The sequence below is a fragment of the Streptomyces globosus genome (genome assembly GCF_003325375.1).
Lineage (GTDB): Bacteria > Actinomycetota > Actinomycetes > Streptomycetales > Streptomycetaceae > Streptomyces > Streptomyces globosus_A.
In genome coordinates this window covers 4,354,434-4,377,566 of sequence record NZ_CP030862.1, presented here as the reverse complement: position 1 = coordinate 4,377,566, position 23,133 = coordinate 4,354,434, and the positions used below count along the sequence as shown (strand labels likewise).

Below are 23,133 nucleotides of genomic sequence, written 5' to 3'. Positions count from 1 at the left end.
CCCCACCTGCACGTAGAGTTGGGAGCCCGCCACAGAAAGGGGCATCCGGTGCAGCGCTACGACCGGCTGAGGGAGATCCTCCGGCTGGATCCGGACAAGGACTTCCTCGCCATCTACCGGCTCACCGCCACCTACGAGTTCCCCTGGGACTTCACCCGCGCCCTGGAGCTCGCCCTCTTCCGGACCTACGCAGTCCCCGGCATCGGCCGGCTGCTGGCCGAGACGGCGGAGTTCACCGAGCGCGCACAGAAGCGGTACGACGACACGGCGCTGCTCCTCGACGCCGTCGTCGAGCACGGCTTCGCGCACGAGACGGCCCGCACCGCGATCCGCCGCATCAACCAGATGCACCGCAGCTACGACATCCCCAACGACGAGATGCGCTACGTGCTGTGCACGTTCGTGGTGATCCCGGCCCGCTGGCTGGACGCCTACGGCTGGCGGAAGATGACCCACCACGAGCGCCGGGCCTCCGCCAACTACTACGCCACCCTCGGCCGCCACATGGGCATCCAGGACATCCCCGGCTCCTTCGAGGAGTTCGAGGCCGTCCTCGACGCCTACGAGGCGGAGCACTTCGCCTGGGACGAGGGCGGCCGCCGGGTCGCCGACGCCACCCTGGACCTGCTGGCCTCCTGGTACCCCGCCCGGCTCGCCCCCGCCGTGCGCGGTGCCAGCCTCGCACTCCTGGACGACGCCCTGCTGGACGCCTTCCGCTTCGCACGGCCCCATCCGCGGGTGCGCGGCCTCGTCCGGGGCGCGCTGCGGCTGCGGGGGCGGGCCGTCCGGCTGCTGCCCCCGCGCAGGGCCCCGCACTACGCCCGCCAGAACCCGGAGATCAAGGGCTACCGCGACGGCTACGACGTGGGCGAGCTCGGAACCTTCCCGCTGCCCGGCTCCGGCGGCTGCCCCGTACCGCACCAGCGCCGGTCCAGCGGAGCCGGGACCCACCCCACGGCGTGATCCCGGGCGGCTCCGCGGACCCCGCGCCCGGGGCCTTCGTACGTCCTCAGCGGCAGCGCACGGCGACGGCCAGGAAGCGGCTGTCGAGGTCCGCGTACGAGACCAGCTCCCAGCCCGAACCGGCCAGCAGCGGGCGCAGGTTGTGCTCGGCCCGCAGATCGTCCGGGGTGAGCTCGCGGCCCTGCCGCGCTGCCAGCGCCGCCCGCCCGATCGGATGGAACAGGGCCAGCCGGCCGCCGGGGCGCACCACGCGGGCCAGCTCGCGCAGGCCCGCGGCCGGCTCGGGCAGGTGCGCGACCAGCCCGGACGCGAACACCGCGTCCAGCGCCGCGGCCCGCAGCGGCAGCCGCGCCGCGTCCGCGAGCAGCAGCGCCCCCTGGGCGTCCCGGCCGGCCTGCCGTGCGGCGTCCAGCATCTGCGGCGTGAGGTCGACACCGAGGACGGTCCCCGCCGGGCCGACGGCGGCCCGGAGTGCGGGCAGCGCCCGCCCGGTGCCGCAGCCCGCGTCGAGCACGCGGTCGCCGGGCCGCAGCCCGAACTCGGCCACGGCCGCGGCGAAGGCGGGGCCGTCGTCGGGGAACTTCGCGTCCCAGGCGGCGGCCCGCGCACCGAAGAACTCCTGTACGTGCGTATGCGTGTGCGGGACGTCCGGGGCGGGAGCCGGACGGGCTGCGGGTTCGGAAGGGTGCGTGCGGTCCTCGGTCATGGGCACATGATCCCGCACCGTCCCGCCCCGGTCCGCCGGGCAGGCTGTCGCGCACTGCGGTCGGACCCTGACGTTTCTCTGTCATATTCCAGCAGTTCCAGCGGCTTTCGAAATGCGTCCCCTGTTCGCGCCCTCACCCGGACTAGCGTCCCGGGGCCATGGGACACCTCGACCACGCGGCGTACGGCTGGCTGACGCCCGTCCTGTCATACGTGATGGCATCCGTGGGCGCCGCCCTCGGCCTGCGCTGCACGGTCCGCGCGCTCGCCGCGACGGGAGCCGCCCGCCGCAACTGGCTCCTCACCGCGGCCTCCGCCATCGGCACCGGCATCTGGACCATGCACTTCACCGCGATGCTCGGCTTCCACGTCACCGGCACCGAGATCCACTACGACGTGCCGCTGACCGTCCTCGGGCTGGTCGTCGCCGTCGTGGTCGTCGGCGCCGGGGTGTTCGCTGTCGGGTACGGGCAGGGCCGCGGCCGGGCCCTGGCGGCCGGCGGCCTCACTACCGGCCTCGGCGTCGCCGGCATGCACTACCTGGGGATGGCCGCCCTGCGCCTGCACGGCAGCGTCTCCTACGACCCCGCCGCCGTCGCGCTGTCCGTCGCCGTCGCCGTCGCCGCGGCCACCGCCGCCCTGTGGGCGGCGCTCCACACCAGGACGCCCGCGGCCGTCGCGGTCGCCTCGCTCGTCATGGGCGCCGCCGTCAGCAGCATGCACTACACGGGGATGGCGGCCGTCGCGGTCCGGGTCGTCCCCTCCGACCGGGCACTCCCCGGGGCGACCGCGATGCAGTTCGTCTTCCCGCTCGCCGTGGGGCTCGGCTCGTACCTCTTCCTCACCGCGGCGTTCGTCGCGCTCTCCCCGACCGCCGCCGGGCGGGCGGGCGCCCCCTCCGCCTCCGCGCCCGCCGCGTCCCCGGCCGCGGCTGCCCGCTGACCAGACCCGACCCGCCCCGGAACGAGGAGCAGATGCCCACACCCCGGAGACAACCGGACGCAGCAGCGCCGCCGCAGTCCGCGCCCCGCACCCGCCGGCTCCCCCGTCCGGCGACCGTCCGCGCGAAGGTCGTCTCGCTCCTGATGGTCCCGGTCGTCGCGCTGCTCGCCCTCTGGGGCCTCACCACCGTCGGCACCGCCCGGGACATCGCCCGCATGAGCCGCGTCCAGGACATCGACCGGCAGATCCGCACGCCCGTCGCCGCAGCCGTGACGGAGCTCCAGGCCGAACGGCGCGCCGCCGTGCGCCTCCTCGCGGCCGCCGCACCGGCCGGCGAGCGCGCTGCCGACCTGGAGAAGCAGATGCGCCGCACCGACGCCGCGGTCCGGCGGCTCCGCCTCGGCGACCGGCACACCGTGGCCGAATCCGGCGGGCAGCGCACCGCGGTCGCCGTCCGGCTGCGGGAGTTCGTCGCGGGCGCCGAAGGGCTCGCCGCCGTCCGCAGGGACACCGCCGACCGCCGGGCCACCCCGGATGCCGCCTACGAGGCGTACAACCGCGTGGTCGACGCCGCCCTCGGCGTCCTCGGCGCCCTCGCCGGCGGCGACCGGCCCGACCTCGGCACCGAAGCCCGGGTCCTGCTGGAGTTCACCCGGGCGGGGGAGCTCCTCTCCCGCGAGGACGCGCTGATGGCGGCGCCCGGCCCGCGCACCGCCGAATCGGTTCGCCGTCTCGCCGGCCTCGTCGAGGCCCGCCGCACCCTCACCGCCGTCGCAACCGGCGACCTCCCCGCCGCCGGGCAGGCCGCCTGGCAGTCCGCTGCCGGGAGCTCCGCGTACGCCGAACTCACTGCCGCCGAGGACCGCGCCCTGGCGGCGGAGCCGGAGCCGTCCGGGGGCCCGGCCAAGGACACCGTGAAGGCCGCGGCCAAGCAGGCAGCCAGGGAGACCGCGCAGCAGCCGCCCGCCGGCTGGGACGCCGCGTACGCCTCCGTCAGCGCATCCCTGCGCGACGCCGAAGCCGCCGCACACGCCGCCGCCGCGGACCGCGGCGACCCCGTCGCCCGTAGTGTCCGCGGCCCCGCCGGCGCGGCCGTCCTGCTCGGACTGCTCGCCGTCGGCGCCGCGCTCGCGATCTCCGTGCGCATCGGCCGGGGCCTTGTCGTCGAACTCGCCGCCCTCCGCGACACCGCGCTGGACATCGCCCGCCGCCGACTGCCCCACGCCATGGAACGCCTCCGCGCCGGGCAGGACATCGACATCGACGCCGAGGCCCCGCCCGGGCCGACCGCGGAGGGCGAGATCGCCCAGGTGGGGGAGGCGCTGGCCACCGTGCACCGGGCCGCGCTCGGAGCCGCCGCGGAGCGGGCCGAGCTCGCCGGCGGCATCGGCGGCGTCTTCGTCAACCTCGCCCGCCGCAGCCAGGTCCTCGTCCACAAGCAGCTCACCCTGCTCGACTCGATGGAGCGCCGCGCGGACGACCCCGCCGAGCTGGGCGACCTCTTCCGCCTCGACCACCTCACCACCCGTATGCGGCGGCACGCCGAGAGCCTGATCATCCTGTCGGGCGCTGCCCCGGGGAGGGCCTGGCGCATGCCGGTCCCGCTGTCCGCGGTGGTGCGGGCCGCGGTCTCCGAGATCGAGGAGTACCAACGCGTCGAGGTGCGGGGGCTCGCCGACGCCGCCGTCGCGGGCGCGGCCGTCGCCGACCTCACCCACCTCCTCGCCGAACTGATCGAGAACGCGGCCCAGTTCTCCCCGCCCCACACCGCGGTCCGGGTCAGCGGCGAGCCCGTCGGCGCCGGGTACGTCCTGGAGGTCGAGGACCGCGGACTCGGCATGGGCCGGGAGACCCTTGACGAGGCCAACCGGCGGATCGCGCAGTCGGGCGCCCTGGACCTCTTCGACAGCGACCGGCTCGGGCTCTTCGTCGTGAGCCGCCTCGCGGCCCGGCACGGCGTACGCGTCCACCTGCGCCCCTCTCCGTACGGCGGCACCACCGCGGTGGTGCTGCTGCCGCAGCCCCTCCTCCGGGGCGCACCGGAGGAGGAGCCCGCGCCGGAGCCGGCCGTGCCGTCCGCCGCGGGGCCCGGCTCCACCGGGGCCGGCGGCCTGCCGGAGGAGGGCGCCGCAGTGGGCGCGGCGCCGCCGGTCCTGCCGCAGCCGCGTACGGGACCGTCCGTGCGCCCGCCCTCACCCTGCCCGGCGGCGGCCGCCGCGCCGGCAGCCTCGAGGGGCGGCCTGCCGCGCCGGACGCGCCAGGCCGGCCTGGCGCCGCAGCTGCGCCGGCTGCCGCAGGAGCCGCAGGCCGCGGCCCGCCCCGCCGAAGAGGCCGAGGGGCCCAGCCCGGAACAGGCCAGGGACCGGATGGCGGCCTACCGGGCCGGCTGGGTCCGGGGTGCACAGGAGAAGCCCGCCCGCCCGGGCGGCGAAGGAGACACACGATGAGCGAGCACCAGGCACACGGCGGCGTCGCCGGCATCCCCGGGAGGGTCGGCCTCGACTGGCTGCTGGACGAGCTGGTGGTCCGGGTCCGGGAAGTCCGCCACGCCGTGGTCCTCTCCCACGACGGGCTGGCGGTGGGCGCGTCCAGCGCACTGGACCGCGAGGACGCGGACCACCTGGCGGCCGTCGCCTCCGGCTTCCACAGCCTCGCCAAGGGCGCGGGCCGGCACTTCCACGCCGGGGGCGTGCGCCAGACGCTGGTGGAGATGGACGAGGCGTTCCTCTTCGTCGCGGCCGCCGGCGACGGCTCGTGCCTGGCCGTCCTCAGCGGCGCCGGCACCGACGTCGGGCTGGTCGCGTACGAGATGGCCCGGCTGGTGAAGCGCGTCGGCGAGCACCTGCAGACCCGGCCGCGGTCCGCCGCCCGTCCGCCGGCCGCAGGGTGAGCGGCACGGCCGGGCCGGCGGACGACGGCCGCTGGTACGACGCCGACGCGGGCCCGCTCGTGCGGCCGTACGCCGTGACGGGCGGGCGTACGGAACCGGGACCGCACGGCGTCCGCTTCGACCTGATCGCCCTGGTCGCGGTGGAGGCCGGCGCCGCCGCGGGCACCCTGCCGGGGCCGGAGCACGAGGCCCTGCTGCGCCTGTGCCGGGCGGGGACGCAGTCGGTGGCGGAACTCGCCGCCGACGCCGACCTGCCCGTCGGGGTGGTGCGGGTGCTGCTGGGCGACCTGTTGGAGGCGGGACACGTCCGGGTTGGCCGGCCGGTGCCGCCGGCCCGGCTGCCGGAGATGCGGATCCTGCGGGAAGTCATCGAGGGATTGAGAGCACTGTGATGGGACGACACGATGTGGCCGCAGGGCCGGAGACGGCCGCCGGGGCGGACGAGGGTCCGGACCCCGCTGCGCTGGCGCTGAAGATCCTCGTCGCGGGCGGCTTCGGGGTCGGCAAGACCACGATGGTCGGCGCGGTCAGCGAGATCAGGCCGCTCCGGACGGAGGAGCGGCTCAGCGAGGCCGGCGAGCTGGTCGACGACACCGGAGGGGTGGAGCGCAAGACCACCACGACGGTGGCGATGGACTTCGGGCGGATCACCATCCGGTCCGGGCTTTCCCTGTACCTGTTCGGGACACCCGGCCAGGACCGGTTCTGGTTCCTGTGGGACGAGCTGGCGCAGGGCGCACTCGGGGCGGTGGTGCTGGCGGACACGCGGCGGCTGCAGGACTGCTTCCCCGCGGTGGACTACTTCGAGCACCGGCGCATCCCGTTCGTCGTGGCCGTCAACTGCTTCAGCGACTCCGGGCGCTACGCGGCGGACGAGGTGGCGCGCGCCCTGGACCTGGAGCGGGGGACTCCGGTGGTGCTGTGCGACGCGCGGGACCGCGATTCGGGGAAGGAAGTGCTGATCAGGCTCGTCGAGTACGCCGGGCGCGTGCACACGGCGCGGCTGCTGGAGGCCGTGGAGGCGGGGCCCGGCGCCGGCTGAGGGCAGGCCCGTCCCGCCGGGCAGCGCGGCGTTTCGAGTCCTCCCCTTCTCCGTGCGGTGTCCTCCTTGCCGGGGAGCCACTGGTGGGGAAGGCTTGCGGCACTGGTACGCGGGGTGTGGCGCGGCCGCGGCGGCGCCGACGGGGAGGGGCTCGACATGGCATGGGACAAGCAGCTCGACTGGCTGCTGGACGACCTGTCCCGCAGGGTCCGGCAGGTGCGGCACGCGGTGGTGCTCTCCAACGACGGCCTGGTCACGGGCGCAAGCGCAGGCCTGGTCCGCGAGGACGCCGAGTACCTGGCCGCCGTCGCGGCGGGGCTCCAGAGCCTGGCCAAGGGGTCGGGCCGGCACTTCGGGGCGGGCGAGGTACGGCAGACGATGGTCGAGTTCGACGAAGGGGTCCTCTTCGTCATGGCGGCCGGGGCGGGCAGCTCGCTGTGCGTGCTGAGCACGGCGGAGTCGGACGTCGGCCAGGTCGCGTACGAGATGACGCTGCTGGTCAACCGGGTGGGGGAGCACCTCGGGGTGGCCGAGCGGCGGATCACCGGGGGCTGACGGGAGGCCAGGCCGCGGCGGTGCGGGGCGGGTTGTCCACAGGCCTCGCGCGGAGGGGCGGCGGCAGACTACCTTCGTCACACAGAGTAATCGCGATGTGTGAGGGGGACGGCCATGAAGCTCGCGACGCAGGAGCGCCCGAGGGGCGGGGAAGCCGCAGGCCCGGAGGACGGCGGGGCCGCAGCGGCGGGGCCCCTGCCGCCGGGAGCGGCGGTCGGCGGAGTGCGCGCCGCCGGTGAACTCGGCCTCAACAGGAGCGAGTTCGCCCGCGCCGTACAGCTCGGCATCGTACGGGCCGGACCGCCCGCGCCGGGCGGTGCGGCGCGGTACGCGCGGGCGGAGCTGGAGCGCGTCCGGGCGGCCGAGGGGTTCCCGGAGACGCTTCGGGCGCAGGTCGAGACGGTGGCCGGGGCGGGCGCCGCGTCCGCCGTGCTCGGTATCGGACCGACCCGGTTCACGCGGCTCGCCCGGTGCGGGCACCTGACCCCCGTCGGCTACCGCATCAACCGGTACCGGGCGGTGGTGTGGCTCTACCTCGCCGCGGAGCTGCGGGAGTTCGGCGAGCGCCGACCGGCCCTGCTGCACGGCGGCGTCACCCCGGAGGACCGGGAGCTGATGGCCCGAGGGGCGGACCTGCGGCCCCGCCGCTGGCGGGGAAGGCATGTGGAGCTGCTGCTGGGCCGGACCGCCGACCTCTGGGAGCGGGCCGCCGTCCTGGCCTCCGTCCTCCCGGAGGAGGAGCTGGCGCGGGCCGTCCCCGACCCGGCGGAGCGGATGGTGCTCGCCGCGCTCGGCCCGCCCCCGCCGTACGGGCACCCGCAGATCCCGGCGGCCGCGGCCGTGGCGCAGCGGCTGCTGCCGGCGGACCAGCCGGACGAGGTCCGGTGGTACCGCACCAGTCTGGACTTCGCCCTCACCGGGGCGCGGGCTCAGTCGAACGCGACCGGGGAGAGGGGACCGACGTAGACCCAGGCCCCGCCCTCCCGGCTGAACGCGCTGTTCTCGTGCAGCGAGCCGGTGTGCCGGCCCTCGCGGTAGTGCGCCCGGAACTCCACCGAGCCCTCCGTCTCGAACAGCCCGCCGCGGTCGGTACCCAGGATGTCCAGCTTCACCCAGCGCTGCTCCGGGTCGAGGTCGAGCCGGTCGGGGCGGGTGGCAGGGTGCCAGGAGCGCATCAGGTAGGAGGTGTCGCCGACGGCGAAGGCGCTGAAGCGGGAGCGCATCAGCAGCTCGGCGGTCGGGGCCTGCCCCGCGCCGGAGTGGAAGCGGCCGCAGCAGTCCGCATAGGCGGCGGGCAGCCCGCAGGGGCAGGGGTGGGCCGGGGTCGGCATGGGTGTGCTCAGCTCTTCGGGGTCGGTTCGGCGGAAGCGGCCGGCTGCGGCCGCCCGGACGGGTAGGGGCGGAAGAGCCCTTCCTGGACGACGGAGACCAGCAGCCTGCCCTCCAGGTCGTAGATGCGGCCGCGGGCCAGGCCGCGTCCGCCGTGCGCGATCGGCGACTCCTGGTCGTAGAGGAACCACTCGTCCGCGCGGAAGGGCCGGTGGAACCACATGGCGTGGTCCAGGGACGCCATGTCGAAGCCGCGGGTGCCCCACAGGGGCTCCACGGGGAGGCGCACGGCGTCGAGGAGGGTCATGTCACTGGCGTAGGTGAGGGCGCAGGTGTGCACCAGCGGGTCGTCGCCCAGCGGGCCGACGGCGCGCATCCACACCGCGCTGCGCGGATCGGCGCCCTTGAGCTCCTCGGGCGTCCAGCGGAGCCGGTCCGCGTACCGGATGTCGAAGGGCTGGCGGCGGGCCATCCGCTCCAGTGCCTCGGGCAGTGCGCCGAGGTGTGCGCGGATCTCGTCGGCGACCTTCGGCAGCGTGTCCGGGTGGGGGAAGTCGAGGCGGGGAGGCAGCTGGTGCTCGATGCTGCCCTCCTCCGGATGGTGGAAGGAAGCGGTGAGGTTGAAGATCGTCTTGCCTTGTTGGACGGCGGTGACGCGCCGGGTGGTGAAGGACCGCCCGTCCCGGACCCGCTCCACCTGGTACACGATCGGCACCCCGGGGATGCCGGGGCGCAGGAAGTACGCGTGGAGTGAATGGACGGGCCGGTCGCCCTCGGTGGTACGGCCGGCGGCGACGAGGGCCTGGCCGGCGACCTGCCCGCCGAAGACCCGCTGGAGGGACTCCTGCGGGCTCGCGCCGCGGAAGATGTTGACCTCGATCTGCTCCAGGTCGAGCAGGTCGACCAGTCTCTCGGCGGGGTTCGTCATCAGAGCCTCTCCACTGTCGGGTCCGGCGGGTCCGGTCGGCCGCGGGTGTCGGTCAGCGCGCGCCGAGCTCGCCGACCGAGGTCAGCCGGATCACGGCCCGGCCCTCCTCGTCGGAGGCGGCCAGGTCGACCTCGGCGCTGATGCCCCAGCCATGGTCGCCGTTCGGGTCGGCGAACGTCTGGCGGACGCGCCACAGGCCGTGGGCCGGGTCCTCCTCGATCTGCAGCAGCTTCGGCCCGCGTGCGTCCGGGCCGGTGCCGAGGTCGTCGTACTCGTCCCAGTAGGCGTCCATCGCCTCGCCCCACGCGTCCGCGTCCCAGCCGGAGTCGCCGTCGAGTTCGCCCAGCTCGTCGACCCGGTCCAGGGCGGCCAGCTCGACCCGGCGGAACATGGCGTTGCGGACCAGGACGCGGAAGGCGCGCGCGTTCGCGGTGACCGGCTTGACCTGGTCGGCCTTCTCCTGGGCCTCCTCCGCCGTCTCCAGCTCCGGGTTCGCCAGCTGCTCCCACTCGTCGAGCAGGCTGGAGTCCACCTGGCGGACCAGCTCGCCCAGCCAGGCGATGAGGTCCTCCAGGTCCTCCGACTTGAGGTCGTCGGGGATGGTGTGGTCCAGCGCCTTGTAGGCGCTCGCCAGGTACCGCAGCACGATGCCCTCGGTGCGGGCGAGCTCGTAGAAGGAGGTGAACTCGGTGAAGGTCATCGCGCGTTCGTACATGTCGCGGATGATCGACTTGGGGGAGACGGGGTGGTCGCCGACCCAGGGGTGGCTCTTGCGGTACACGTCGTAGGCGTGGAGCAGGAGTTCCTCGAGGGGCTTGGGATAGGTGATGTCCTGGAGCCGCTCCATCCGCTCCTCGTACTCGATCCCGTCCGCCTTCATCGCGCCGACCGCGATCCCGCGCTCCTTGTTCTGCTGCGCGGCCAGGATCTGGCGCGGGTCGTCCAGGGTGGACTCGACGACGGACACCATGTCCAGCGCGTACGACGGCGACTCCGGGTCCAGCAGGTCGAAGGCGGCCAGCGCGAACGTCGACAGCGGCTGGTTCAGCGCGAAGTCCTGCTGGAGGTCGACGGTCAGCCGGATCGTGCGGCCCTCGGCGTCCGGGGTGTCGAGCTGCTCGACCACCCCGCCGTCCAGGAGCGAGCGGTAGATCGCGATCGCCCGCCGGATGTGCCTCAGCTGGGCCTTGCGCGGCTCGTGGTTGTCCTCCAGGAGGCTGCGCATCGCCTGGAAGGCGTCACCGGGGCGGGCGATCACCGACAGCAGCATGATGTTGGTGACCTTGAACCGGGAGGTGAGCGGCTCCGGCTCGGCGGCGATCAGTTTTTCGAAGGTGGTGTCCGACCAGGCGACGAAGCCCTCGGGCGCCTTCTTCCGGACGACCTTGCGGCGCTTCTTCGGGTCGTCGCCCGCCTTCGCCAGCGCCCGCTCGTTCTCGATGACGTGCTCCGGCGCCTGGGCGACGACGAAGCCCGCCGTGTCGAAGCCCGCCCGGCCGGCCCGGCCGGCGATCTGGTGGAACTCGCGGGCGCGCAGCGTGCGCACCCGGTTGCCGTCGTACTTCGTCAGCGCCGTGAACAGCACGGTGCGGATGGGGACGTTGACGCCGACGCCGAGGGTGTCGGTGCCGCAGATCACCTTGAGCAGGCCCGCCTGGGCCAGTTTCTCCACGAGGCGCCGGTACTTGGGCAGCATCCCCGCGTGGTGCACGCCGATGCCGTGCCGGACGTAGCGGGAGAGGTTCTGGCCGAACTTCGTGGTGAAGCGGAAGTTGCCGATCAGCTCGGCGATCCTGTCCTTCTCCTCGCGCGTGCACATGTTGATGCTCATCAGCGACTGCGCCCGCTCGACCGCCTGCGCCTGCGTGAAGTGCACGATGTACACGGGCGCCTGCCGCGTCTCCAGCAGCTCGGTGATCGTGTCGGTGATCGGCGTGGTGACGTACTCGTACGACAGCGGGACGGGCCGGGTCGCCGAGCGGACCACCGAGGTCGGTCGGCCGGTGCGGCGGGTGAGGTCCTCCTCGAACCGCTTCACGTCGCCGAGGGTGGCCGACATCAGGACGAACTGCGCCTGCGGGAGCTCCAGCAGCGGGATCTGCCAGGCCCAGCCGCGGTCCGGCTCCGCATAGAAGTGGAACTCGTCCATCACGACCTGGCCGATGTCGGCGTACTTGCCGTCCCGCAGCGCGATGGACGCCAGCACCTCGGCGGTGCAGCAGATCACCGGGGCGTCGGCGTTCACCGAGGCGTCGCCGGTGAGCATGCCGACGTTCTCGGTGCCGAACAGCTTGCACAGGTCGAAGAACTTCTCCGACACCAGCGCCTTGATGGGCGCTGTGTAGAAGGTGACCTTGTCCTGGGCGAGCGCGGTGAAGTGCGCGCCCGCCGCGACGAGGCTCTTGCCGGAGCCCGTCGGGGTGGACAGGATCACGTTCGCTCCGGAGACGACCTCGATCAGCGCCTCCTCCTGGGCCGGGTACAGGGTGATGCCCTGGTCCTCCGCCCACGAGGAGAAGGCCTCGAAGAGCGCGTCGGGGTCGGCGTTCGGCGGGAGCTGATCAATGAGGGTCACACCCCCCATCTTGCCTGCCTTCCGCCCGGATGAGGGAACCGGCGGAAGGAAAGAAGATCATCGCAGGTACGCTGAGCCGTCGATCGGGACCGCGCGAGGCGTTCGGCGGGGCCCGCGGGCACACGACCTGGGGTGGGGTAACGAGCATGATGGGTCCGGCGCACTCGCTGTCCGGGGCGGCCGCCTGGCTGGGGGTGGGCGCGGCCACGGCGGCCGCCGGGCATCCGATGCCCTGGCCGGTCCTCGTCGTCGGCGCGCTGATCTGCGCCGGCGCGGCCCTCGCCCCCGACCTCGACCACAAGTCCGCGACGATCTCGCGGGCCTTCGGCCCGCTCTCCCGCGGCCTGTGCGAGGTCGTCGACAAGCTCTCGTACTCCGTCTACAAGTCCACGCGCTCCCGCAAGGACGCCCGCCGATCCGGAGGCCACCGCACCCTGACCCACACCTGGCTGTGGGCGGTGCTGATCGGCGCCGGCTCCTCCGTCCTGGCCGCCGCCACCGACCGGTGGGGCGTCCTCGTCCTGCTCTTCGTCCACCTGGTGCTGGCCGTGGAGGGCCTGCTGTGGCGGGCGGCCAGGATGTCCAGCGACATCCTCGTCTGGCTGCTCGGGGCGACGAGCGCCTGGATCCTCGCCGGAGTCCTCGACCAGCCCGGCAACGGCGCCGACTGGCTGTTCGGCCCCGAGTACGCCTACGTGTGGCTGGGCCTGCCGGTCGTCCTCGGCGCCCTGGTCCACGACATCGGCGACGCCCTGACGGTGTCCGGCTGCCCGATCCTGTGGCCGCTGCCCATCGCCGGGAAGCGCTGGTATCCCGTCGGGCCGCCCAAGGGGATGCGCTTCCGGGCCGGCAGCTGGGTGGAGCTGAAGGTGCTCATGCCCGCGTTCATGCTGCTCGGCGGTATCGGCGGAGCCTCCGCCCTCGGGTTCATCTGACCCCGCCTACCTGCCCCGGGCCCGGACCGGGCGTCCCGCGGAGGCCGCGGTGCGCCCCGGTCATCCGTGCCAGGATCGCCACAGCGCCGCGTACGCGCCCCCGGCCGCGACCAGCTCGTCGTGTGAGCCGAGCTCGCTGATCCGCCCGGCCTCGACGACGGCGATCACATCGGCGTCGTGCGCCGTGTGCAGCCGGTGGGCGATCGCGATGACCGTCCGCCCGTCCAGCACCCGGGCCAGCGAGCGCTCCAGGTGCCGGGCCGCCCGCGGGTCCAGCAGCGACGTCGCCTCGTCCAGTACCAGCGTGTGCGGGTCCGCCAGCACCAGCCGGGCCAGCGCCACCTGCTGCGCCTGCGCCGGCGTGAGCGCCGTGCCGCCCGAGCCGACCTGCGTGTCGAGCCCGTCGCCCAGGGCCCGCGCCCAGCCGTCCGCGTCGACCGCGCCCAGCGCGGCCCACAGCTCGGCGTCCTCGGCGTGCGCCCGGGCCAGCCGCAGGTTGTCCCGCAGCGAGCCCGTGAACACGTGGTGCTCCTGGTTCACGAGGGCCACGTGCTCGCGGACCCGCTCGGCCGGCATCCGCGACAGCTGCGCCCCGCCGAGGGTCACCTCGCCGGTCCGCGGCGCGTAGATGCCCGCGAGCAGCCGCCCGAGGGTGGACTTGCCCGCGCCCGACGGGCCGACCAGCGCCACCCGGGTACCCGGCGGCACCGCCACCGACACCTGGTGCAGCACGTCCACGCCCTCCCGGTAGCCGAACCGGACCTGCTCGGCGCGGACGTCCCGACCCTGCGGGCGGACGGCGGCGTCGCCCGCGTCCGGCTCGATCTCCCGCACGCCCACCAGGCGGGCGAGCGACACCTGGGCGATCTGGAGCTCGTCGTACCAGCGCAGGATCAGGCCGATCGGATCGACCATCATGTGCGCGAGCAGCGCACCCGTCGTCAGCTGCCCCACCGACAGCCAACCCTGCAGCACGCAGTAGCCGCCGACCAGCAGCACCGACCCGAGGATCGTCACGAAGGTGGTGTTGACGACGGGGAAGAGGACCGTCCGCAGGAAGAGGGTGTACCGCTCCCATGCCGTCCACTCACTGATCCGCCGGTCCGACAGCGCGATCCGCGCCGGGCCGAGGCGGTGCGCCTCGACCGTTCGCCCGGCGTCCACCGTCTCCGTCAGCACCGCCGCGACCGCGGCGTACCCGGCGGCCTCCGAGCGGTACGCCGCCGGGGCCCGCCGGAAGTACCAGCGGCAGCCGGCCACCAGAACCGGCAGGGCCACCAGCGCGGCCAGGGCGAGCGGCGGAGCGGTCACCGTCAGCGCCCCGAAGAGCAGGCTGACCCAGACCACGCCGATGGCCAGCTGCGGCACGGCCTCCCGCATCGCGTTGGCCAGCCGGTCGATGTCGGTGGTGACACGCGACAGCAGGTCGCCGGTTCCGGCCCGCTCCAGCACGCCGGGAGGCAGCCCCACCGACCGGACGAGGAAGTCCTCCCTCAGATCGGCGAGCATCTCCTCGCCGAGCATCGCGCCCCGCAGCCGGACGAGCCGCACGAACACCGTCTGCACCACGAGCGCCGCCGCGAACAGCAGCGCCGTCCGCTCCAGGTGCAGCTCGCGCGATCCCGCCGCGAGCCCGTCCACGACCCGGCCCAGCAGGTACGGGCCCACCATGGAGGCGGTCACCGCGACCGCGTTGACCCCGACCAGGACGCCGAACGCCCGCCGGTGCCGCCGCAGCAGCCCCCGCACGTACCCCCGTACGGTCGCCGGCGAGCCCACGGGCAGGGTCGCGGCCGACTCCGGGGCCGCCGGGTCGTGCGCCGGCGGCGCCACGCCGATCATGCTGATTCCTCGATCCCTGTGAGTTCTTTCCCGAGCCGGGCCGGCCCGAGGCGGGCGACGCGCTGCTCCTCCTCCGTCTCCCTGGTGACGACGGCCCGGTAGCGCGGTTCGCACCGCAGCAGTTCGCGGTGCGTGCCGGTCGCGGCCACCGTGCCGCCGTCGACCAGCACCACGTGGTCGGCGCGGTCCAGCAGCAGCGGCGAGGAGGCGAGTACCACGGTCGTCCGCCCGGCCCGCAGGGCCGCGATCCCCTCCGCGATGCGCGCCTCCGTGTGCGAGTCGACCGCCGAGGTCGGCTCGTCCAGGACCAGCACCTCCGGGTCGGCGGCCAGGGACCGGGCGAGGGCCAGCCGCTGGCGCTGCCCGCCCGAGAGGGACCGCCCGCGCTCGGTGATCCGGGCGTCCATCGGGTCGTCCACCCCGTCGGGGGCCGCCTGGAGCAGTGCGTCCAGGACGTCTCCGCAGTGTGCGGCGGCCAGGGCGGCCGCCGGCTCCACCTTCCCGGAGGAAGGGACGTCGAACAGCTCCCGCAGGGTCCCCGACAGCAGCACCGGGTCCTTGTCCTGGACGAGCACCAGCCGGCGCGCGGTGTCCAGCGGCAGCCCGTCCAGGGCGACCCCGCCCAGCAGCGCCGCGACGCCGTCGGGGGCGGCGCCGTCCTCCTGCCCGGTGTCCGCGGCGTGCCCGCCGAGCCGCTCCGCCAGCCGGCCCGCGGCGTCGGGGTCTCCGCACACCACCGCGGTGAGCCGGCCCGCGGGGGCCACGAGGCCGGTGGCCGGGTCGTGGAGGTCGCCGACCGGATCGGGGCCCCCGCCGCCCTCCCCTCCGGCATCCGCCCGGCCGGGGCCGGTGCGCGTCAGCGACAGGACCCGGGCGGCCCGCTGGGCGGAGGGGCGGGAGAAGGAGTACGCCATCGCGATCTCCTCCACGTTCCGCAGCGGGTAGAGCATCGTGGCCACCGCGCTGAACGCGGCGACGAGCCCGCCCACCTCCAGCCGCCCCTCCTGGACGAGCGAGGCCCCGTACCAGACGATCGTGACCAGCAGGGCGCCGGGCAGCAGCACCTGGACCGCCGCAATCAGCGCCCACATGCTCGCGCTGCGCACGGCGGCCTCGCGGACCTGCTGCGAGGCCTCGCGGTAGCGCCCGAGGAACAGCTCCTCGCCGCCGATGCCGCGCAGCACGCGCAGGCCCGCGACGGTGTCGGAGGCCAGTTCGGTCGCCTTGCCGGCCTTGTCCCGCTGGACGTCGGCGCGCCGGGTGGCGTGCGGCAGCAGCGGCAGGACGGACAGGGCGAGCACCGGCACCCCGACGGCGACGACCACGCCGATCGACGGGGCGAGGAAGAGCAGCCCGACGCAGATCGCGACGATGGCGCAGGCGGCGGCCAGGAACCGGGAGACGGCCTCGATGAACCAGCCGATCTTCTCCACGTCGCTTGTCGAAACCGCCACGACCTCGCCGGCGGCGACCTGCCGGGTCAGGGCGGAGCCCAGTTCGGCAGTCTTGCGGGCCAGCAGCTGCTGCACCCGCGCGGCCGCGGTGATCCAGTTGGTGACGGCCGTGCGGTGGAGCATGGCGTCGCCGACGGAGATCGCCACTCCGGCCAGCAGCAGCAGCGCGCCGGCCCGGAGCAGCCCGGCGCCGTCCCGTTCGACGACCGCGCCGACGCCCGAGCCGACCGCGTAGGGCAGCCCGGCGATGCCGCCGAAGTGGACCAGGCCCCAGCACAGGCTCCTGGCCTGCCCGCCGAGTTGGCCGCGCCCCAGCCACAGCAGGAGGCGCGGACCGGAGCGGGCGTCGGGCACTCCGGGATCCGGATACGGAAGATCGCTGATCTGCATGACGCCCCATGACTGGTCGAGGAGTTCAAACCGTGCAAGGTTCGCCTCGCGCAGCCCTTCGGGGCAATCGAATTTGCGTCGGCCAGAGCCTCACCCGCAGTGCCTGCACCGGCGCTGCGCCGGCGCGTTCCCCCAGGCCCGGCGCGGTCCCCCGGGCCTTCCGGCCGGGGGGCCGCGCAGGCCGGGTCAGGGGCGCGTCGCCCGCTCCAGTTCGACGAGCACCGAGCGGTAGGCCCGTCCGGTGGCCCGCTCCATCCCCACCTCGCACATCCGGTTCGCGGACAGGTGCGCGTCGAACGCGCGGCCTCCCACCTCCTGCGCCTCGCGCGCCGTCGCGGCCGCCGTCAGCTCCGGGTGGAGCATGCCCCGGTCGCCGGCGAAACCGCAGCAGCCGGCGTCGTCCGGGACGACCACCTCCGCGGCGCAGGCGGCGGCCACCTCCCGCAGGTGCCCGTCCGTGCCGAGCCGGTTCATGGAGCAGGCGGGGTGCAGCACGGCCGAGCCGGCCGTGCGCAGGATCCGCAGGCCGGGCAGCAGCTCCCGCGCCGCCCAGGTGACCGAGTCGACGACCGTGAGCTCCGCGTGCAGCGCCCGGTTCCCGTCCGTCAGGTAGGGGACGACCTCCTGCGCGATGCCGAGCGTGCAGGAGGAGGCGTCCACGACGAGGGGGAGCAGCCCGCCAGCCGTCCAGCCCCAGGCGGCCTCCACGATCCGGTTGGCCATCAGGCGGGTGCCCGCCCCGTAGCCCTTCGAGTGCCAGATGGTCGCGCAGCAGGTGCCGGCCGCGTCGCCGGGGATCCACACCGGCTTCCCCGCCCGTTCGGAAACGGCGACCAGCGCCTCCCGGACCGAGAGGCCCGGATCGCCCGGCGGGCCGCCTAGGATCCGGTTGACGCACGACGGGTAGTAGACCGCGGCGGCCCCGCTGCGGCGTGTCGCAGGGGGCTTGCGGGCCGCAGCGCCGGGCAGCTGGGGCAGCCAGGCGGGCACGAGGTCGGGCCGTACGAGCCGCCGCGCCGCCCCGGTCACCGCGGCCGGGAGCCGGCCCCCGGTGGCGCCGGCGGTACCGTCGGCGGCGGCCGCGGCGAGCCGCGCCGCAGCCTCGACGGCCCGGAAGCCGCGGGCGGCGAGTTCCGCGGCCCGCTCCTCCAGGGGGCCGTGCCGACGGCGGCGGAAGTCCTTCATCAGCGCGCCCGTGTCGATGCCGACCGGGCAGGCCAGCCTGCATGCGGAGTCGCCGGCGCAGGTGTCGACGGCGTCGTACCCGTACGCGTCGAGGAGGGCTTCCTGGACGGGGGAGCCGGGCTTCTGGCGGACCATCTCCCGGCGCAGCACGATGCGCTGGCGCGGAGTGGTCGTCAGGTCGGCGCTGGGGCAGGCGGGTTCGCAGAACCCGCACTCGATGCACGGGTCGGCGACGGCCTCGATCCGCGGGATCGTCTTCAGGCCGCGCAGGTGCGCCCGCGGGTCGCGGTCGAGGAGGACGCCGGGGGCGAGGACGCCCTCAGGGTCGACGAGCCGCTTGGTGCGCCACATCAGCGCGGTCGCGGCGGGACCCCACTCCAGCTCCAGGAAGGGGGCCATGTTGCGGCCCGTGGAGTGCTCGGCCTTCAGCGAGCCGTCGAAGCGCTCCACCACGAGCCGGCAGAAGGCGTCCATGAACGCGCCGTACCGCTCCACGTCGGCCGGCCGGGCCGCGTCGAAGGCGAGGAGGAAGTGCAGGTTGCCGTGGGCGGCGTGGCCGGCGACGGCGGTGTCGAAGCCGTGCTCGGCCTGGAGGTCCAGCAGGGCCGCGCAGGCCTCGGCGAGCCGGGCCGGCGGCACGGCGAAGTCCTCGGTGACCAGGGTGGTGCCGGCCGCGCGGGCCCCGCCGACCGCGGTGACGAAGGCCTTGCGGGCCTTCCAGAACCCGGCGATGACCGCCGGGTCGCGGGTGAAGGCACCCGCGGCCGAGGGAACGGGGGTGGCGAGGTCCAGCCCTGCCAGCACGCCGGCGGCCCGGTGCTCGCACTCCGCGAGCGCGGCCGCATCCGGGGCGCGGAACTCCACCAGCAGGGCGGCGGTGTCCTTCGGCAGGCCGGCCCAGTCGGCTGGGGCTCCGGCGGTGCCGGCGCAGGCGCGCAGGGTGTTGCCGTCCATCAGCTCGACGGCGGCGGCCCCGGCGTCGTTGAACTGCGGAACCGCCGCCGCCGCGGCGGGCAGCGAGGGGAAGAACAGCAGGGCGGCGGCGGCCGCGCGGTGCAGCGGCAGGGTGTCGAAGACCAACTCGGCGAGGAAGCCGAGCGTGCCCTCCGAGCCGACCATGAGGCCGCGCAGGATCTCCACCGGGGTGGAGCCGTCCAGGAAGGCGTCGAGCCGGTAGCCGGTGGTGTTCTTGATCGCGTACTTGGCCCGGATGCGGGCGACCAGTTCCGGATCGGCCTCGACCTCCCGCTTGAGGGCGGCCAGCCCCCGGCACAGCGCGGGTTCCGCGCGGGCCAGCTCCTCGTCGGCGAGGGGGTCGGCGGTGTCGACGACGGTGCCGCTCGGCAGGACGAACGTGAGCGAGGACAGGGTGCGGTAGGCGTTGCGCGTCGTTCCGGCTGTCATGCCGGAGGCGTTGTTGGCGACGACCCCGCCCACCGTGCAGGCCGCCGCGCTGGCCGGGTCGGGGCCGAGGACGCGGCCGTACCGGGCGAGGGCGGCGTTGGCGCGCGCGACGGTCGTTCCCGGCCGGATCCGGATCCGCCGCCCCTCCTCCAGCACCTCCGCGCCCGTCCAGTGGCGGCGCACGTCGACGAGGATGTCCTCGCCCTGCGCCTGGCCGTTCAGCGACGTGCCGGCGGCGCGGAAGACCACGTCCCTGCCGTGGCCGCGGGCGTAGGACAGCACGGCCGAGACGTCGTCAAGGTCCTCCGCGAGGACGACGGCCTGCGGCACGAACCGGTACGGGGAGGCGTCGGAGGCGTAGCGGACCAGGTCGGAGGCCTTCCACAGCACCTTCCGCGGCCCGAGGAGCTCCGTCAGGCCGCCCCTCAGCGGCTCCGGCGTGCCCGCCGCCAGCCGGTCGGGCAGCCGGTCGGGGGAGGGGCCCCGGATGCCGGCGGGGCGCAGGGCCCCGGGCTCGGGTTCCAGCAGCGGCATCGGCGACCCCTCGCTCCCGTCAGCAGTCGCGCCCCCGCGGGGCGTCCGTCAGCGCGTCCAGCAGGCCGCCGAGCTGGTCCCGCTGCTCGGCGGTCAACGGGGCAAGGATCTCCTCCGCGGCGTCGGTCCGCGCGCTGCGCAGCCGGCGCAGCGTTTCGCGCCCCGTGTCCGTGAGCTCGATCCGTATGACGCGCCGGTTGGCGGGGTCGGGTGCGCGCCGCACGCAGCCGGCGGCCTCCAGCCCGTCCACCAGCGTCGTCACCGCGCGGGGCACCACTTCGAGGCGGGCGGCGAGGTCCGCCATCCGGGGCGGCCGGTCGCCTTCGGCGTACGAGACCAGGCGCAGCAGCCGGCTCTGCGCGGGGGTGATGCCCAGCGGCTCCAGATGGCGCTTCTGGATCCGGTGCAGGCGCCGGGTCAGCCGCAGCAGCTGCTCGGCGAGGACGCCGTCCGTGCTGTCGGTCTCGGGAGCGGTGCTCATACTGGGAAACAGTACCAGGACCGGGCTCATTGTGAACCTAGGTAACAATGACCTATGCTCAGTGGGAGTCCCGCCAGAAGGAGGCCCATGCGCCCCGAGGAACCGAACTGGACACCGCCCGAGGAGCCCCTCGACCCCCGCCGCCCCGGCCCGCAGGAGCGGCCGCGCGAACTGCGCCGGATCGTCGGCCTCTTCCGCCCCTACCGCGGCCGGCTCGCCGTGGTCGGGCTGCTCGTCTGCGCCTCCTCGCTGGTCGGCGTCGCCTCGCCGTTCCTGCTGCGGGAGATCCTGGATGTCGCCATCCCGCAGGGGCGGACCGGTCTGCTCAGCCTGCTCGCCCTCGGCATGATCCTGACCGCTGTCGTCACCAGCGTCTTCGGCGTCGTCCAGACGTTCGTCTCGACCACGGTCGGCCAGCGCGTCATGCACGACCTGCGCACCGCCGTCTACGCGCGCCTCCAGCGGATGCCGCTGGCCTTCTTCACCCGTACGCGCACCGGCGAGGTGCAGTCCCGCATCGCCAACGACATCGGCGGCATGCAGGCCACGGTCACCTCCACCGCGACCTCGCTTGTCTCCAACCTGACGGCCGTGATCGCGACCGTCGTCGCGATGCTCGCCCTCGACTGGCGGCTCACGCTGGTGTCGCTGCTCCTGCTGCCGGTCTTCGTGTGGATCAGCCGCCGCGTCGGGAACGAGCGCAAGCAGGTCACCGCGCAGCGGCAGAAGCAGATGGCCGCCATGGCCGCGACCGTCACCGAGTCCCTGTCGGTCAGCGGCATCCTGCTGGGCCGTACCATGGGCCGCGCCGACTCCCTGACCCGCTCCTTCGCCGACGAGTCCGAGAAGCTCGTCGCGCTCGAAGTGCGGGCCAGCATGGCCGGGCGCTGGCGGATGTCGACCATCGGCATCGTCATGGCCGCCATGCCGGCGATGATCTACTGGGCGGCGGGCATCGCCCTCCAGTCCGGCGCGCCCTCGCTCTCCGTCGGCACGCTCGTGGCCTTCGTGACGCTCCAGCAGGCGCTGTTCCGGCCCGCGGTGAGCCTGCTGTCGACCGGGGTGCAGGTACAGACCTCCCTCGCGCTGTTCGCCCGCATCTTCGAGTACCTCGACCTGCCGGTGGAGATCACGGAGCCGGAGCACCCGGTGCGCCTGGGCCGGGCCCGGGGCGAGGTGCGGCTGGAGGGCGTGGACTTCGCCTACGACGACCGCAGCGGCCCCGCGCTGAAGGGCATCGACATCACCGTCCCGGCCGGCGGCTCCCTCGCCGTGGTCGGTCCGACCGGCTCCGGCAAGAGCACCCTCAGCTACCTGGTGCCCCGGCTGTACGACGTCACGGGCGGGCGGGTCGCGATCGACGGCGTGGACGTGCGGGACCTCGACTTCGACTCGCTGGCCCGCTCCATAGGCGTGGTCTCCCAGGAGACCTACCTCTTCCACGCCTCGGTCGCCGACAACCTCCGCTTCGCCAAGCCGGACGCCACCGACGAGGAGATCGCCGAAGCCGCCCGCGCCGCTCAGATACACGACCACATCGCGTCCCTCCCCGAGAGGTACGACACCCTGGTCGGCGAGCGCGGCTACCGGTTCTCCGGCGGGGAGAAGCAGCGCCTGGCCATCGCCCGGACCATCCTGCGCGACCCGCCGGTGCTCATCCTCGACGAGGCGACGAGCGCCCTCGACACCCGGACAGAGCACGCGGTGCAGCAGGCGATCGACGAGCTCTCCGCGGGCCGCACCACCATCACCATCGCGCACCGCCTCTCGACCGTCCGCGACGCCGACCAGATCGTCGTCCTGGACCAGGGCCGCATCGCCGAGCGCGGCACCCACGACGAACTCATGGCAGCCGGCGGCCGATATGCGGCCCTGCTTCGGCGGGACCGCGAGACCGCCCGCGCACCTCTGGGGCCGCCCCCGCCCGAGGAGCCGAGCGAAGTCGGCGGGCCCGGCGGGTCCGGCGCCTCCGAGGGGGAACTGGCCCCCTCCGCGCCGGGTGAACGTGTGATCGTATGACAGGCTGCGGGGTGTGGTGCCGGGAATGTCGCCCTTGCCGGGTTAGCGTGCCGGCATGCGTCGTCATGAGTACCGTCCGCCACGGCGCCGCTCCCGGCTGACCCGCCGGGGCCGTCTGGCGCTCTTCCTCGGCATGCTGCTCGCCACCGGCGCGCTCATCGCCGTCCCGATTCTGCGGGGCGCCGACGAGGCCGCCGAGAAGCCCCGCCACCTCCTGATTCCGGAAGGCCGGCGCGCCCCCGAGGTCTACGCCGCGATCGACCGCGTCCTCGGCCTGCCCGCCGGCTCCGCCAAGACCGCCGCCGCGACGGCGGTGCTCGACCTGCCCGCCGAGGCGAAGGGCAATCCGGAGGGCTTCCTGTTCCCCGCCGCGTACCCGGTCACCTCCCGCACGACCCCCGCCGAACTCCTCACGGCCATGGTCCGCACGGCCAACGAGAAGCTCGCCACGAAGGCCGTCGCCGACGGCGCCCGGGCCCACGGCATGACCCCGTACCAGACGGCCACCCTCGCCAGCATCATCGAGGCGGAGGCCGACTCGGCCGCGGACATGGGCAAGGTCGCCCGGGTCGTGCACAACCGGCTGGCCAGGTCGATGCCGCTCCAGATGGACTCCACCCTCAACTACGCGCTGAACCGGCACACGGTGGACACCAAGCTCAGCGAGACGCGCATCGACAGCCCCTTCAACACCTACCGGAGGCAGGGCCTCCCGCCGACCCCCATCGACAGCCCCGGACTCCGGGCCATGGCCGCGGCGGTCGCGCCCACCCCGGGCAAGTGGCTGTACTTCGTCACCGTCAAACCCGGGGACACCCGCTTCTCGGCGACCTACGAGGAGCACCGCAAGCACGTGGCCGAGTTCAACCGGCTCCGCACCGCCGACGCCGGCACGCGCATGGTGGCCGGCCGCGCCCAGCAGCAGCCCGGAGCGCGCACCGGCTAGTGCCGTGCCGGGCG

General features: G+C 74.6%; 19 protein-coding genes. 11 read left to right on the top strand and 8 right to left on the bottom strand.

Going from position 1 to position 23,133, the window contains the following annotated elements; translation table 11 throughout:
- Window positions 1–48: 48 nt before the first annotated feature.
- A complete protein-coding gene (locus C0216_RS19210; RefSeq protein WP_114056474.1) occupies window positions 49–963 on the top strand; it encodes an oxygenase MpaB family protein in 915 nt (304 codons plus the stop codon).
- 46 nt (window positions 964–1,009) lie between these two features.
- On the opposite strand, the gene C0216_RS19205 is transcribed toward C0216_RS19210, so the two are convergent.
- On the bottom strand, window positions 1,010–1,669 hold the full coding sequence (locus C0216_RS19205) for a class I SAM-dependent methyltransferase (RefSeq protein ID WP_114056473.1): 660 nt from the start codon (window positions 1,667–1,669) through the stop codon (window positions 1,010–1,012).
- Window positions 1,670–1,827: 158 nt separating this feature from the next.
- Between C0216_RS19205 and C0216_RS19200 the strand changes: the two genes are divergently transcribed.
- From C0216_RS19200 to C0216_RS19170, 7 genes are all read left to right on the top strand, one after another.
- On the top strand, window positions 1,828–2,610 hold the full coding sequence (locus C0216_RS19200; protein WP_114056472.1) for an MHYT domain-containing protein: 783 nt from the start codon (window positions 1,828–1,830) through the stop codon (window positions 2,608–2,610).
- 32 nt (window positions 2,611–2,642) lie between these two features.
- Window positions 2,643–5,057 carry a sensor histidine kinase gene (locus tag C0216_RS19195; protein ID WP_114056471.1) on the top strand — a complete coding sequence of 805 codons (2,415 nt, stop codon included), beginning with the start codon at window positions 2,643–2,645 and terminating at the stop codon, window positions 5,055–5,057.
- A complete protein-coding gene (locus C0216_RS19190; RefSeq protein ID WP_114056470.1) occupies window positions 5,054–5,500 on the top strand; it encodes a roadblock/LC7 domain-containing protein in 447 nt (148 codons plus the stop codon). The genes C0216_RS19195 and C0216_RS19190 overlap by 4 nt, the downstream gene beginning before the upstream one ends.
- A complete protein-coding gene (locus C0216_RS19185) occupies window positions 5,497–5,892 on the top strand; it encodes a DUF742 domain-containing protein (protein ID WP_114056469.1) in 396 nt (131 codons plus the stop codon). The genes C0216_RS19190 and C0216_RS19185 overlap by 4 nt, the downstream gene beginning before the upstream one ends.
- Window positions 5,892–6,542 carry a GTP-binding protein gene (locus tag C0216_RS19180; protein ID WP_281277947.1) on the top strand — a complete coding sequence of 217 codons (651 nt, stop codon included), beginning with the start codon at window positions 5,892–5,894 and terminating at the stop codon, window positions 6,540–6,542. Before C0216_RS19185 ends, C0216_RS19180 begins: the two co-directional genes overlap by 1 nt.
- 156 nt (window positions 6,543–6,698) lie before the next feature.
- Complete coding sequence (locus C0216_RS19175; RefSeq protein ID WP_114058781.1) at window positions 6,699–7,097, top strand: roadblock/LC7 domain-containing protein; 399 nt, start codon at window positions 6,699–6,701, stop codon at window positions 7,095–7,097.
- Window positions 7,098–7,211: 114 nt separating this feature from the next.
- Window positions 7,212–8,063, top strand: coding sequence for a DUF6397 family protein (locus tag C0216_RS19170; RefSeq protein WP_114056467.1), 852 nt, complete (start codon window positions 7,212–7,214; stop codon window positions 8,061–8,063).
- On the opposite strand, the gene C0216_RS19165 is transcribed toward C0216_RS19170, so the two are convergent.
- Genes C0216_RS19165 through C0216_RS19155 form a run of 3 tightly spaced genes read right to left on the bottom strand, consistent with a single transcriptional unit; the run spans window position 8,027 to window position 11,929 of the window.
- Window positions 8,027–8,428 (bottom strand): YchJ family protein, encoded by a 402-nt coding sequence (locus C0216_RS19165; protein WP_114056466.1) that lies wholly within the window; start codon window positions 8,426–8,428, stop codon window positions 8,027–8,029. The genes C0216_RS19170 and C0216_RS19165 overlap by 37 nt on opposite strands.
- Window positions 8,429–8,436: 8 nt before the next feature.
- Window positions 8,437–9,354: an acyl-CoA thioesterase gene (locus C0216_RS19160; protein ID WP_114056465.1), complete on the bottom strand. Its 918-nt coding sequence runs from the start codon at window positions 9,352–9,354 to the stop codon at window positions 8,437–8,439.
- A gap of 52 nt (window positions 9,355–9,406) precedes the next feature.
- Window positions 9,407–11,929, bottom strand: coding sequence for a DEAD/DEAH box helicase (locus C0216_RS19155; protein WP_114056464.1), 2,523 nt, complete (start codon window positions 11,927–11,929; stop codon window positions 9,407–9,409).
- A gap of 146 nt (window positions 11,930–12,075) precedes the next feature.
- On the opposite strand from C0216_RS19155, the gene C0216_RS19150 reads away from it, so the two are divergent.
- Complete coding sequence (locus C0216_RS19150; RefSeq protein WP_114056463.1) at window positions 12,076–12,864, top strand: metal-dependent hydrolase; 789 nt, start codon at window positions 12,076–12,078, stop codon at window positions 12,862–12,864.
- 60 nt (window positions 12,865–12,924) lie between these two features.
- On the opposite strand, the gene C0216_RS19145 is transcribed toward C0216_RS19150, so the two are convergent.
- The 4 genes from C0216_RS19145 to C0216_RS19130 form a co-directional block, all read right to left on the bottom strand.
- Entirely contained in the window at window positions 12,925–14,706 is a 1,782-nt protein-coding gene (locus tag C0216_RS19145; protein ID WP_114056462.1) for an ABC transporter ATP-binding protein, read from the bottom strand.
- A complete protein-coding gene (locus tag C0216_RS19140; RefSeq protein WP_114056461.1) occupies window positions 14,703–16,550 on the bottom strand; it encodes an ABC transporter transmembrane domain-containing protein in 1,848 nt (615 codons plus the stop codon). Before C0216_RS19140 ends, C0216_RS19145 begins: the two co-directional genes overlap by 4 nt.
- Window positions 16,551–16,736: 186 nt before the next feature.
- On the bottom strand, window positions 16,737–19,673 hold the full coding sequence (locus C0216_RS19135; RefSeq protein ID WP_114056460.1) for an FAD-binding and (Fe-S)-binding domain-containing protein: 2,937 nt from the start codon (window positions 19,671–19,673) through the stop codon (window positions 16,737–16,739).
- 19 nt (window positions 19,674–19,692) lie between these two features.
- Window positions 19,693–20,154: a MarR family winged helix-turn-helix transcriptional regulator gene (locus C0216_RS19130; protein ID WP_114056459.1), complete on the bottom strand. Its 462-nt coding sequence runs from the start codon at window positions 20,152–20,154 to the stop codon at window positions 19,693–19,695.
- A gap of 87 nt (window positions 20,155–20,241) precedes the next feature.
- Here C0216_RS19130 and C0216_RS19125 point away from each other — a divergent pair, with 87 nt between their 5' ends.
- Entirely contained in the window at window positions 20,242–22,173 is a 1,932-nt protein-coding gene (locus C0216_RS19125) for an ABC transporter ATP-binding protein (RefSeq protein ID WP_114056458.1), read from the top strand.
- 55 nt (window positions 22,174–22,228) lie between these two features.
- Window positions 22,229–23,119, top strand: a complete 891-nt coding sequence (gene mltG / locus C0216_RS19120) for an endolytic transglycosylase MltG (protein ID WP_114056457.1) — start codon at window positions 22,229–22,231, stop codon at window positions 23,117–23,119.
- Window positions 23,120–23,133: the final 14 nt, after the last annotated feature.